This window comes from Burkholderiales bacterium (assembly GCA_035518095.1).
Lineage (GTDB): Bacteria > Pseudomonadota > Gammaproteobacteria > Burkholderiales > JAHFRG01 > JAHFRG01.
On the sequence record DATIXX010000004.1, the window covers coordinates 1 to 11,780 of the forward strand.

The 11,780-nt window shown below is 55.6% G+C and carries 11 protein-coding genes; all 11 read left to right on the forward strand.

Going from position 1 to position 11,780, the window contains the following annotated elements; genetic code table 11:
* The first annotated feature begins 498 nt into the window (after positions 1-498).
* The 11 genes from ribBA (at position 499) to VLV32_00295 (ending at position 11,770) form a co-directional block, all read left to right on the forward strand.
* A complete protein-coding gene (gene ribBA / locus VLV32_00245; GenBank protein ID HUL40330.1) occupies positions 499-1,605 on the forward strand; it encodes a bifunctional 3,4-dihydroxy-2-butanone-4-phosphate synthase/GTP cyclohydrolase II in 1,107 nt (368 codons plus the stop codon).
* Between the two features lie 17 nt (positions 1,606-1,622).
* Complete coding sequence (gene ribH, locus VLV32_00250; GenBank protein HUL40331.1) at positions 1,623-2,081, forward strand: 6,7-dimethyl-8-ribityllumazine synthase; 459 nt, start codon at positions 1,623-1,625, stop codon at positions 2,079-2,081.
* Positions 2,082-2,096: 15 nt separating this feature from the next.
* Entirely contained in the window at positions 2,097-2,549 is a 453-nt protein-coding gene (gene nusB, locus VLV32_00255; GenBank protein HUL40332.1) for a transcription antitermination factor NusB, read from the forward strand.
* Between the two features lie 21 nt (positions 2,550-2,570).
* Positions 2,571-4,109: an MBOAT family protein gene (locus VLV32_00260; GenBank protein ID HUL40333.1), complete on the forward strand. Its 1,539-nt coding sequence runs from the start codon at positions 2,571-2,573 to the stop codon at positions 4,107-4,109.
* Entirely contained in the window at positions 4,109-5,290 is a 1,182-nt protein-coding gene (locus tag VLV32_00265; GenBank protein ID HUL40334.1) for a hypothetical protein, read from the forward strand. Before VLV32_00260 ends, VLV32_00265 begins: the two co-directional genes overlap by 1 nt.
* Before the next feature lie 154 nt (positions 5,291-5,444).
* Positions 5,445-6,401 (forward strand): thiamine-phosphate kinase, encoded by a 957-nt coding sequence (thiL, locus tag VLV32_00270; GenBank protein HUL40335.1) that lies wholly within the window; start codon positions 5,445-5,447, stop codon positions 6,399-6,401.
* Positions 6,385-6,882 (forward strand): phosphatidylglycerophosphatase A, encoded by a 498-nt coding sequence (locus VLV32_00275; protein ID HUL40336.1) that lies wholly within the window; start codon positions 6,385-6,387, stop codon positions 6,880-6,882. Before thiL ends, VLV32_00275 begins: the two co-directional genes overlap by 17 nt.
* Positions 6,882-7,373 carry a CinA family protein gene (locus tag VLV32_00280; protein ID HUL40337.1) on the forward strand — a complete coding sequence of 164 codons (492 nt, stop codon included), beginning with the start codon at positions 6,882-6,884 and terminating at the stop codon, positions 7,371-7,373. The genes VLV32_00275 and VLV32_00280 overlap by 1 nt, the downstream gene beginning before the upstream one ends.
* A gap of 287 nt (positions 7,374-7,660) precedes the next feature.
* Entirely contained in the window at positions 7,661-8,815 is a 1,155-nt protein-coding gene (locus VLV32_00285) for an alpha/beta hydrolase (protein ID HUL40338.1), read from the forward strand.
* A 77-nt stretch (positions 8,816-8,892) separates the two neighbouring features.
* A complete protein-coding gene (locus VLV32_00290) occupies positions 8,893-9,909 on the forward strand; it encodes a zinc-binding alcohol dehydrogenase family protein (protein ID HUL40339.1) in 1,017 nt (338 codons plus the stop codon).
* Positions 9,910-10,165: 256 nt separating this feature from the next.
* Positions 10,166-11,770: a carbohydrate porin gene (locus VLV32_00295; protein HUL40340.1), complete on the forward strand. Its 1,605-nt coding sequence runs from the start codon at positions 10,166-10,168 to the stop codon at positions 11,768-11,770.
* Positions 11,771-11,780: the final 10 nt, after the last annotated feature.

Genomic DNA, 11,780 nt, shown 5'->3' on the forward strand with positions numbered 1-11,780 from the left:
AACATTAAAGTGGAATTAGACATCTAAAGATTATGATAAAAACATGAAAAATGTTTCGTTGTTGAAACACGAGAGCGAGAGAATTAAACGGGTCCAATAGGTAGTTTCATGATTACGTCTATATCCTCATCGCTTAGGAGATACCCAATTTCGTTAAGAGGGCATAGGGCTCCTCAGACTAGACAAACTCACCCGCTTGAACTCGCGTGTACGTGCGCGTCACGGGGTTGAATTGAGCATATATATAGGTACTACGCCAGAACCAAGTCTCATCAAATCAGCTAACCGACTGGTTAGGGCCTGATACCCAACCTAACAGCGGCAATAAACCCAAGGCTGTTATCATTAACTAATGAAGCGCCCCACTGCGGAAAATGTCGGTATCAATGACGGTATTATCCCGAGTTGCTAGAATATACATCATGAATGACAGTGAGTTATGAGTAAAGTCAATATGATGGCGCGGTACGCGGAGCGTTTATTAAAGGCTCGAGGCAAATGAGCACGCAAGTTTCAACCATTCAGGACATTATTTCCGACGTCGGCGCAGGCAGGATGGTGATTCTGGTTGACGAGGAGAGCCGCGAAAACGAGGGGGACCTGCTGCTTGCTGCCGATTACGTGACGCCGGACGCAATCAATTTCATGACGAAATACGGCCGGGGTCTGATTTGTCTGACGCTCGCTGAAGAGCGCTGCAAACAGCTGAATCTCCCCCTGATGGTGATGCAAAATCGCTCTTTTCTTGGCACCAATTTCACCGTCTCGATCGATGCAAGAGAGGGCGTTACCACCGGCATTTCCGCAGGAGACCGCGCGCGCACCATTCAAGTCGCGGTAAAACAGGATGCCGGTCCCGAAGACATAGCCCAGCCCGGACACGTATTTCCGCTGATGGCGCAGCAGGGCGGGGTATTGGCGCGGGCCGGGCATACCGAAGCGGGTTGCGACCTTGCTCAACTCGCGGGCCTTACGCCTGCGGCGGTCATTTGCGAGGTATTGAAAGAAAACGGCGAAATGGCGAGGCTTCCGGATTTGCTGGAGTTCGCGGGGCAGCATCAATTGAAAATCGGCACCATCGCTGCCCTTATTCATTACCGCAGTCGTACCGAATCGCTCGTCACGCGCGTTACCGAGCGCATGGTCGATACCGTTCATGGCAAGTTCAAACTGGTGGGCTACAGTGATAAGACGGCGAACGCCATGCATCTTGCATTGGTTAAAGGCGAAATCGTACCCGGCGAAGAAACGCTGGTGCGGGTGCATGCACCGCTGTCCGTCATGGATTTGCTGGACATCGGTTCCGGCGGACATACCTGGAGCGTTTATGATGCCGAGAAGACAATAGCGGCGGCTGGCAAAGGCGTCATAGTTCTTTTGCAGCGGCCGGACGGCACCGATGAGCTGATGGAACGGCTGCGACCCGGACGCGCTTCGGAGAAAAAGCAGGCCAGATCCGATTTGCGCAACTATGGCATCGGCATGCAGATCCTCAAGGACCTCAAAGTCACCAAAATGCGCCTGCTCGCCGCGCCGCGTAAGATGCCCAGCATGGCGGGATTCGGGCTGGAAGTTACCGGTTATGAGCTGCCCGATAAAAAATAGCAATACACTGATTCGCAATGAAAAAAGTTGAACCTGAATTAAACGGTGTGAATTTGCGTCTCGGTATCGTAATGAGCCGCTTCAACCCTGAGATTAGCGCAGGCCTGCTGACGGCCTGCCGCGAGGAGCTGTTGAAACACGGCGTGACCGAAGAGGCCGTTACGCTAGTGGCAGTGCCGGGCGCTCTGGAAATCCCGGTGGCACTGCAGAAAATGGCAAATAGCGGGAAGTTTGACGCGCTCATCGCGTTGGGCGCAGTAATACGCGGCGAGACTTACCATTTCGAAATAGTGGCGAACCAGTCGGCAAGCGGCATGGCTTCGGTGCAGCTCGACAGCGGCGTTCCGGTGGCGAATGCAGTATTGACCACCCTTGATGAAAGGCAAGCGCGCGAGCGCATGGGCAGAAAAGGCGCTGAAGCAGCCCGCGTGGCTATAGAAATGGCCAATTTGCTGCGGCGCCTGGACGAAAAATAGCTGCTTTCCAGCCAAATGACGACTACACGGATAGCTTCGGCCCGGAGCAGCCGCAGACGCTCGCGCGAATCTGCGCTGCAGGCGCTGTACCAATGGAAGTTGAGCGGTGACAGCGCAGACATCCTCGAAAAGCAGTCGCGCGCCGCAAAAGGTTTCGAGAAGCTGGACGAAGCATATTTTTTGACGCTGCTGCGCGGCGCAATTTCCGGTGCGCGCGCGCTTGAGGAAAAATTACAGCCCAATCTTGATCGTCCCCTTAAGGAACTGAGCCCAATCGAACACTGCATTTTGCTGTTGGGGGCCTATGAGCTTGCGCACCGGCCCGATGTGCCCTACAAGGTGGTGATAAACGAAGCAGTTGAGCTGGCCAAAGTGTTCGGAGGTACCGACGGGCATAAATACGTGAACGGCGTGCTCGACAAACTCGCCGCCAAGTTGCGACCTGCGGAATTTAAGGCAAGGACCTGAGGTCGGAGCAGCATTCCAATAATGTTGTTCAATTCGTATCCCTTCCTGTTCGCGTTCTTGCCAATTACGCTTCTCGGGTTTTACCTCGTTGCACGCGCCAGCAACGTCCTCGCCGCGGGCTGGCTTGCAGTGGCATCGCTCGTCTTCTACGGCTGGTGGAATCCCTGGTATGTGACACTCCTTGTGGTTTCCATCGCCTGCAACTTTGCCGTCGGATTGGCGATATTACGGCGACATGGAGATCCGGCGAGCAGACGTCTGCTCGCATTTGGCGTAACGGCGAATCTGGTTCTGCTCGGTTACTATAAATATGCAGACTTTTTTGTTTCCAACCTAAATACGCTCGGTGCAGGACTCACGTTGCCACATGTGATCCTGCCCCTCGGCATCTCCTTCTTCACCTTCACGCAAATCGCTTTTCTTGTTGACGCCTACCAGGGCAAGGCCGCCGAGTATCGTTTCACTCATTACAGCCTGTTCGTTACCTATTTTCCTCATCTCATCGCTGGACCGATTATTCATCACAAAGAGATCATGCCCCAGTTTGGACTGCGCGAGACCTATCGGCTTAATTGGGAAAATCTTGCAGTTGGCCTAACGATTCTCTTCATAGGCCTTTTCAAGAAAACTTTTATCGCTGATGGCGTTGCGGTTTATGCGCGCCCCGCCTTCGATTGGGTTGGGAAAGGCGTGCCGCTGTCCGTGGTCGATGCATGGGGTGCGGTTCTTGCCTACAGCTTCCAGATTTACTTCGATTTCTCAGGCTATACTGACATGGCGATCGGGCTGTCGCTGTTGTTCGGGGTTCGCTTGCCGCTCAATTTTGACTCACCGTACAAAGCAGCTTCCATTATAGATTTCTGGCGGCGCTGGCACATGACGCTATCTCGCTTCCTGCGTGATTACCTCTATTTCACGCTCGGCGGCAACAGAAAGGGAACCAGTCGGCGCTACGTCAATATTATGGTGACCATGCTACTCGGCGGTCTTTGGCACGGCGCCAATTGGACCTTTGTCACCTGGGGCGGGTTGCACGGAGTATATTTGCTCATCAATCATGCATGGCGCACTTTGCGAGAGCGATACAAATGGCCTGGCGACCGCGGCCGCGCCGGTAAAGCGGTGGCGGTGTTGCTGACCTTTATTTCTACGGTAGTGGCTTGGGTATTCTTTCGCGCCGATTCCATTCATCATGCGCTTGCAATGGTCCGGGGCATGGTGGGCATGAATGGCATGACATTGCCTTATCAATGGTTCAAGTGGTGGTTCGTTGGTCCGTGGCTGGCGCGGTGCGGGGTGCATTTCGAAAATACGGTGACTTTTGGTGGATTTCCTCAATTAAGGTGGCTTCTTGGCTGTGCGCTCGTGGTGTGGCTGGCACCGAACACGCAGCAGATCATGCGTTCATTCCGGCCGGCGTTGGGGATCGAACCCGACCATGTTGATCACTGGTGGCTGTGGCGCCCCACGAAGTTGTGGCTTGCGGCCAGTGTTATCGTTGCGGTGCTGGCTGTGTTATCGCTCACCGAAGTGAGCGAGTTCATCTATTTCCAGTTTTGATGACCGCCCGTGCCTACACGCTTGGCTTGCTTATATTGCTGGCGCTTGTGCTTTTATTGGTCACTGGCGTTAACCGCGTAATTGACCCGTTCTGGTATTACCGTGATTTTGCGATTCCGGGGTTAAACCTGGTTAAGCCACGATTTGCGCCTTACGAACGGCACGTTAAACCACAACTCCTGGCCCGTATCCGCCCCCAGGCGATTGTTCTGGGCAGTTCATTCACGGAAACGGGTTTCGATACCAATGACCCGGCGTTCACAGATGGCGGAAAATTGAAAGGGTACAATTTTGCTTTTGCGGGCGCGGGTTGGGATCTCACACAGTGCTATTTTGAATACGCAGTGCAGGCGACGGATGTCAAGCGCGCGGTAGTCGAGATCGAGCCGCAATCATTGCCACGCGTGGATTGCACACACCGCCTTGCTGAGATCAACGATTTCTCTCAGCTAAAGTTCTTGTTGTCCTTAACGGCGCTGAAAGATTCTATGCGGACTGTCCTGGAACAAAGACGCGGGCGCTCCAGCCATACTCGCGACGGACGCTTTCTTTACGCGCGCGGAGATTTTGCCGGAGTGCCGGCACGCTTCAATGAGATATTTCTCGGACGCGCCGGTAGTTCGCCCCCGTGCACACTGGCACAGGTACCGGATCAGCCGCCGCCCTCGGCACAATTCGCAGGTATCGATATCACGCCGCCGCGCGGGCTTGACTTTACTGGATTGCGGAGAATGTTGCAGAACGCCCGCGCGCGAGGCATCGAGTTGCGCTTGTATTTCCCTCCGGTACATGCACTCTCGCTTGAGCTTGATTTCTTGTGTGGAACCTACGCGCAGCGCTGGGCAGCAATGGCGGCAATCGCGCGCGTTGTGGCTGAAGCGGCACGACACGGAAATGTTGAGCTGTGGGAGTTCTATGGTTACAACGACTTGACCGGAGAACCGGTGATCGGGCACAAGGCTGTTTACTGGCAGGACCCGTACCACTTCAACTATGAACTCGGTAGTTTCCTGCTTGCCGACATGTTTGGGGACCGGGCAGTGGGTAGACTCGGACGCCGTATTTTACCCGGCAACATCATTGACGCCTACAACGAATTTCTAGCAAGCCGCGCCAAATTTTTGGCGACGCATCCCGGGTTTTACAGCGAACTGCGGACTACATTGGCACCGCGCCGTTAGAATTCATGCGCGTCAACCGGGAGAATCAAAAGCATTGGGTCATGCTATATTTCGCTATTGCGATCAATGCCTGCTACAAGCTTAAGTCCGGATCAATAACGTGTCGTTATTCCTAGGGCGCTTACGGGAGCAGTTAGCCGGCAAGGCCTGACTCATGGTCTCAGAATTCGAAATCATCAACCGTTATTTCACGCATCCGTCGCCGAACGCAGTGCTGGGCGTGGGTGATGACGCCGCGCTGGTAAAAATAGCCAGGGGTAAAGAGCTGGTGGTGTCCACGGATATGCTGGTGTGCGGGACCCACTTCTTGCCCGACGTCGATCCCGGCAAACTGGGGTACAAATCCCTTGCCGTAAATCTTTCCGACATGGCGGCAATGGGGGCTACTCCGCGTTGGGTTACCCTTTCCCTCGCGTTGCCCGAGGCCGACGAAAAATGGATTAAGCCTTTTGCCAAGGGGTTTATGGATTTGGCGAGAGCACAGAAAGTGGATTTGATCGGCGGCGACACCACCCGCGGCCCCCTAAATATCTGCGTGCAAATTATGGGCGAAGTGCCGGAGGGCAAGGCATTGCGCCGAGATGGCGCGAGGGTCGGCGACGAGATTTGGGTTTCAGGCCGGCTTGGCGACGCAGCGCTGGCGGTCGCGCATTTGCAAAAGCGCATAACGCTTGAAGCGCGAGAGGCACAGATCTGCCTGAAGAAATTGCAAACGCCCGCCTTGCGAATCACACTCGGGCGCTGTCTACTGCAACTGGCGCACTCGGCAATCGACGTGTCAGACGGTCTCCTGGCCGATCTGGGACACATAGTTGAGCGCTCAGGAGTCGCAGCGGTTATCGAGTTTGCCGCATTGCCCAAATCCGCGGTGCTGCGAAAGTATCTTAAATACGATGCTGCGTTGAATGCGCTGCTCGCAGGCGGAGATGATTACGAGCTTTGTTTTACCGCCTCGAAGCAAAACGGTGCGAAGCTGACAAAACTGTCGCGCAAACTGAGATTGCCGTTAACGCGCATCGGAATCATAAAAAAAGGTCGGGGTTTGATCTTGCTTGACGCTGCCGGCAAGCTCATGACGTGGAGCGCCAAGGGGTATGATCATTTTGGCTGAAACGAATCCATCGTGGCGTTTTGTGTTCACCCGCCCCGCGCATTTTCTGGCCTTTGGCTTTGGGGCAGGGCTGATACGCGGTGCACCGGGCACTGCGGGAACGCTGGTTGCATTTCCCTTGTTCTGGCTGTTAAACCCACGTTTGGCACCGATGCTGTTCCTTGCGCTAATTGCCGTCCTGTTTGTGCTCGGGATCTGGATATGCGGCAAGACCGGCGAAGACTTGGGAGTGGACGACCATAGCGGCATCGTGTGGGACGAAATCGTCGCATTCCTGCTCGTACTTGATTTCGCTCCAACGACGCTGCTATGGCAGGCCCTCGCGTTTATTTTGTTTCGAGCTTTTGATGTTCTAAAACCGCCGCCGATAGACTATTTCGACAAAACAGTCCATGGTGGCTTCGGCGTGATGCTGGATGATTTGATGGCTGCGTTTTACACGCTGCTCTGCCTGGCGTTCTGGAAAACGCTGATCGAGTGATGGCACAGGATAAACTTTACAAGCTGGCGCTGCGTGTGGGCAGGATGTTGAAAGCCCGCAAGTTCATGCTGGTCACCGCCGAATCCTGCACCGGCGGCGGGGTGGGCGAAGCAGTGACCATGGTGCCGGGAAGCTCAGAATGGTTTGAGCGCGGTTTCATCACCTACACTTATATTTCCAAGCGCGAGATGTTGCGCGTGAAACCGAAAACGTTAGCGAAATTCGGCGCAGTTTCGGAGCAGACTGCGCTAGAAATGGCGCTGGGTGCGCTTAAAATGAGCCACGCACAGGTCGCGGTCGCGGTGACCGGCATTGCAGGACCTTCTGGCGGGACGCTGCAAAAACCGGTGGGAACGGTGTGTATTTCGTGGGCAACGAGAAATGGCAGCGTTGCGACTCAGACCGCGCATTTCAAGGGCGACCGCCAGGCAGTGCGACGCCAGTCCGTCGAGCATGCGCTCACAGGCGTGCTTACGTTACTGTCACGCTAAAGAACGTGACAAAGCCGCGGACGCGATGAGCTGGCGCCGTGCGCGCCGGACCGCACATGAAGCGCAAACCACCTCGAAGTTCAAGATGATTCTGTACTCAATTGGGAAAACTGTCTCGAACGGCGTACCACCATTTCGTGTTTTCATTTTTTTCGCCGAAACCGTGAGTGACAGTCCATTTGAAACAATGATTCATGCCTGAGAAGTTCGCGTCAATGCAAAGCTTGGGGAAAAGTGGGCGGTTGTCCGCGAGAAGCGGGTGGTGGCCGCGCGGAGTTTGGACGTGGATGCTGACATTGGGTGCTTTGCTGCTGCCCGTGGTCATGGCGATGCTGGCGTACTGCATGGCGTATCCGGTCCCATGGGAGGGGCTCGGAAAATTCGGCGCGTTGGCGCTGTTCTTTCCGCTGCACCTATTAATAGCAACGCTTGGGGTAGCGGTGTTGTCATTTCTCGCGAAGCGTTCCGGTGCCAGGCTGGCCGCATGGGTTTTCGGCTTCCTGGTGATGCTGACTGCGACAATGGCGCTGGTCCCGACCATTGCACTGTGGCGGCAGGCGCGGCAGTTGGACGTGCTGCTGTCGCTGGGCACTTATCTCGCGAATGCGGGGCGCCTCGATTTGGGCCTGCCGCAGCCGGACCGCAGCGTGATCTATGGGACGGCACATGACGGCACGAAGCTGGAGCTGGATGTGTGGCGCACCGGCAAGCCCAATAGCGGCCCTTTGCGCCCGGCTATCGTGTTTGTGCATGGTGGAGGCTGGGTGCACGGCAATCGCAGCGAAACGCCGAACTGGAACCGCTGGCTCAACGAACTCGGTTTTGAGGTGTTCGACGTCGAGTATCGGATGCCGCCGCCCGTGCGCTGGCGCGATGAGATCGGCGATGTCAAGGCGGCGCTGGGTTGGGTCGCTGCTCATGCCGCTGAATATCATGTGAACCCCGCGAGCATCAGCGTGATGGGCGGCTCCGCTGGCGGCAATCTTTCCATGCTGGCCGCCTACAGCGCGGGCGACCCGCAGCTGCCTGCGTCCACCAATGTCCCAACGGTCACGATTCGCAGTGTCATTAATCTCTACGGTCCCTCAGACATGGCTTTGCTGTATCGCACCTGCAAAAGCCCCGAATATGTCCGTCCCCTCATGAAAGAATACATCGGCGGCACACCCGAGCAACTGCCCGAGCGCTACCGCGTGCTTTCCCCGCTTAGCCACGTCACCGCGAAGGCACCGCCCACTATCACGCTCCTGGGCACCAGCGATCGAATCGTTTCCGCGGATCAGGCTAAACTGCTGGACCAAGCCCTTTCGAATGCCGGGGTGCCGCACGAGGTGTATTTTCTTTCCGCCAGCGATCACGGATTTGATGTCAACTGGGGTGGGTTCGGCACGCAGATTGCCAGGTCCAAGATCAAGCGTTTCCTGCAGAGATATGGCCTGTAAGCGAGCGGCCGTTTCGTTTACGCCAGGGCTGGACATGCGCCCCTGAAGCGCTGCGCCGGGTTACTATGTCAATGAATATGAAAGCCGTCGCACTCACCCATTACCTGCCAATCACCGATCCGCAATCGCTTTTTGATGTCGAACTGCTCAAACCCAGTCCGGCTGGTCAAGATTTGCTCGTGCGTGTCGAAGCCATTTCGGTTAACCCCGTCGATGCCAAGATGCGTGTGCGTATGGGGCAAGTGGAAACGGCACCGCGCGTGCTGGGCTGGGATGCTGCCGGAGTCGTCGAAGCCGTCGGCACTGCCGTGACGCGCTTCAAGCCGGGCCATGAAGTTTATTACGCGGGGGACATCACGCGCCCCGGCTCGAACGCTGAATTTCAACTCGTGGACGAACGCATTGTCGGGCGCAAGCCGCGCACACTTTCCTTCGCCGAAGCGGCGGCGTTGCCGCTTACGACCATCACGGCGTGGGAAGCCTTTTTTGACCGGCTGAACATTGACCGGCACGGAGGGAATCGCGGACAGTCGATGTTGATCATCGGCGGTGCCGGCGGCGTTGGTTCGATTGCGATTCAACTGGCAAAGCTTGCCGGGCTGATTGTCATCGCGACCGCGTCGCGTTCCGAAACGCGCGAATGGGCCGTCAATCTGGGGGCGAATCATGTGGTGGATCATCGCCAGTCGTTGTCCGCGCAACTCACGGAACTGAATTTTCGCGACGTGGATTTCATCGCTAATTTCAGCAATACCGACGCCTACTGGAACGTCATGGCGGAACTCATTCGTCCGCAAGGCAGAATCGTTTCCATCGTGGAAAACAAATCGCCGCTGGACTTGAACCTGCTCAAAAGCAAGAGTGCGACTTTCGTGTGGGAATACATGTTTACGCGGGCGATGTATCAAACGGCGGACATGGCTGCGCAAGGCCGATTGCTCGACGAGGCTGCCGAATTGGTTGACGCAAAAAAATTGAGCACGACTTTATTTGAAACTCTTTCCCCCATCAACGCCGCGAACGTTCGCCAGGCCCACGCGCGGCTTGAATCCGGTCACATGATCGGCAAATTCGGCCTGTCCGGATGGCAGTGATGAAAACCACTATGCCCGACGCTATCCTGGAAGCAACCGCTATTCTCCCTCGAGTTCTGAGTTGGGTTCTGAAATTTGAGGGTTAACGTCGCGTTCGGACCCCGGTTGCTGGTCGCCGGCGTCGAATGTTTGATCGTCCGCGTGCTGGCGCCAGAGCTGGCAGGGTCTCAACGGGAATCCCAGAAATTGACCCGGATCGTTGGCCAATCTCAAAGAGCCTGCTCCGATTTCCAAAAGCAGATAGGAAGCCTAGATCTTGATTTTGATAGCCGTTCCCATTTGTATTGCAAATGAGAATCATTATCATTATAATCACCAATATAAGAAAATTGGAGGAGGCTACTTTATGCTTCGGCAACCAGTAGTTTTCGCGCCTCGTAACAATGACTTGGCCACTGCTTTATCTTCAAAAGCTTTCCACTTCGCTTTTTATGCGGTCCTGACATTGACTTATATTTGGGGTGGGCAAGCGAGCGCCGCACCACCGCCAATATCGGTTCCGACCCAACCGGAAAGCTTCGAGCCGGCCCAGCCTGCGCCTGGCCCATTTGGATTCCTGTCCGGCATCCAGCGCAGCAGCTATTTGCTTGGCGACATGTGGGGCCTGCGTACTTTTCTCAGCAAGTACGGTATTTCATTTGCCTTGCAGGAAACCAGCGAGGTTCTAGGAAACGTGTCGGGCGGAGCCCAGAAGGGCTTCGAATATGACGGCGTGACCCAGATGGTTCTGGAAATGGATACGCAGCGCGCCTTTGCGTGGTATGGAGGTACCTTTCACGCCAGTGCTCTGCAAATCCACGGTCAAAATCTCAGCGCCAATAATCTTCTCACCTTACAAACCGCGAGCGGCATCGAGGCCGATCCATCAACTCGACTCTGGGAACTTTGGTATCAGCAAAAGTTCGGAAACGAGGATCGGCTCAACGTCAGGGCCGGCCAGCAAAGCCTCGATCAGGAATTCATGGTCAGTGACAATGCCTTGGCGTTCGTCAACACCATGTTCGGCTGGCCGATGGTTCCATCGGCCGATATGCCGGGCGGCGGCCCAGCGTATCCGCTTTCTGCGCCCGGCGTTCGGATCTGGGCGCGCCCGACAGGGTCACTCACGGTCCTTGCAGGCGTATTTAGTGGGAGCCCGGTGAATAACAGCAATGGCGACCCACAGAAACAGAACTCGTCAGGCACGACCTTTCCGTGGAACGGCACGCTCGCCATCGCCGAGTTACAGTACGCCTATCCCTCGCCCGGGACCATGCTTTATCCAAATCAGTCGGAGCCGCTAGCCCGCACCTACAGACTTGGCTTCTGGTACGACACCAAGGACTTTGCCGATCAACAATTTGATAATACCGGTCTGTCTCTTGCCAATCCGGCCAGCACCGGAATACCGAAAAGCCATAGCGGCGACTATGCAATCTACGGCGTGGTGGACCAAATGATCTGGCAACAGGCGACCGAACCAGACCGGAACCTAAATGTCTTTCTTCGCGCCATGGGAACGCCGTTGGCCGATCGCAATCTCATCGATTTCAGCCTGAACGCGGGAATCGTATTCCATGAACCATTCCTGCACCGCGACAACGACACCTTTGGCATCGGCATAAGCTACGCCCATGTGAGCAGCCAAGCTGCCGCCTTGGACAGTGACACTGCATTCTTTACCGGTTCTTTAACCCCTGTCCGAGGCAGCGAGACCATAGTCGAGGTGACTTACCAGTATCAAGTGACACCCTGGTGGCAGATTCAGCCTGACTTTCAGTACGTGTTTCATCCCGGCGCCGGCGTCGCCAATCCGAACGACCCGAATCACGCGTTAAAGAACGAAGCCGTCATCGGCATCCGGACCAACATTCAATTCTGACGAGAGCGTG

Excerpts from the sequence above, each read along its gene's own strand:
- ribBA (HUL40330.1), top strand. The coding sequence starts at position 499 with ATGAGCACGCAAGTTTCAACCATTCAGGACATTATTTCCGACGTCGGC.
- ribH (HUL40331.1), top strand. The coding sequence starts at position 1,623 with ATGAAAAAAGTTGAACCTGAATTAAACGGTGTGAATTTGCGTCTCGGT.
- nusB (HUL40332.1), top strand. The coding sequence starts at position 2,097 with ATGACGACTACACGGATAGCTTCGGCCCGGAGCAGCCGCAGACGCTCG.
- VLV32_00260 (HUL40333.1), top strand. The coding sequence starts at position 2,571 with ATGTTGTTCAATTCGTATCCCTTCCTGTTCGCGTTCTTGCCAATTACG.
- VLV32_00265 (HUL40334.1), top strand. The coding sequence starts at position 4,109 with ATGACCGCCCGTGCCTACACGCTTGGCTTGCTTATATTGCTGGCGCTT.
- thiL (HUL40335.1), top strand. The coding sequence starts at position 5,445 with ATGGTCTCAGAATTCGAAATCATCAACCGTTATTTCACGCATCCGTCG.
- VLV32_00275 (HUL40336.1), top strand. The coding sequence starts at position 6,385 with ATGATCATTTTGGCTGAAACGAATCCATCGTGGCGTTTTGTGTTCACC.
- VLV32_00280 (HUL40337.1), top strand. The coding sequence starts at position 6,882 with ATGGCACAGGATAAACTTTACAAGCTGGCGCTGCGTGTGGGCAGGATG.
- VLV32_00285 (HUL40338.1), top strand. The coding sequence starts at position 7,661 with ATGCTGACATTGGGTGCTTTGCTGCTGCCCGTGGTCATGGCGATGCTG.
- VLV32_00290 (HUL40339.1), top strand. The coding sequence starts at position 8,893 with ATGAAAGCCGTCGCACTCACCCATTACCTGCCAATCACCGATCCGCAA.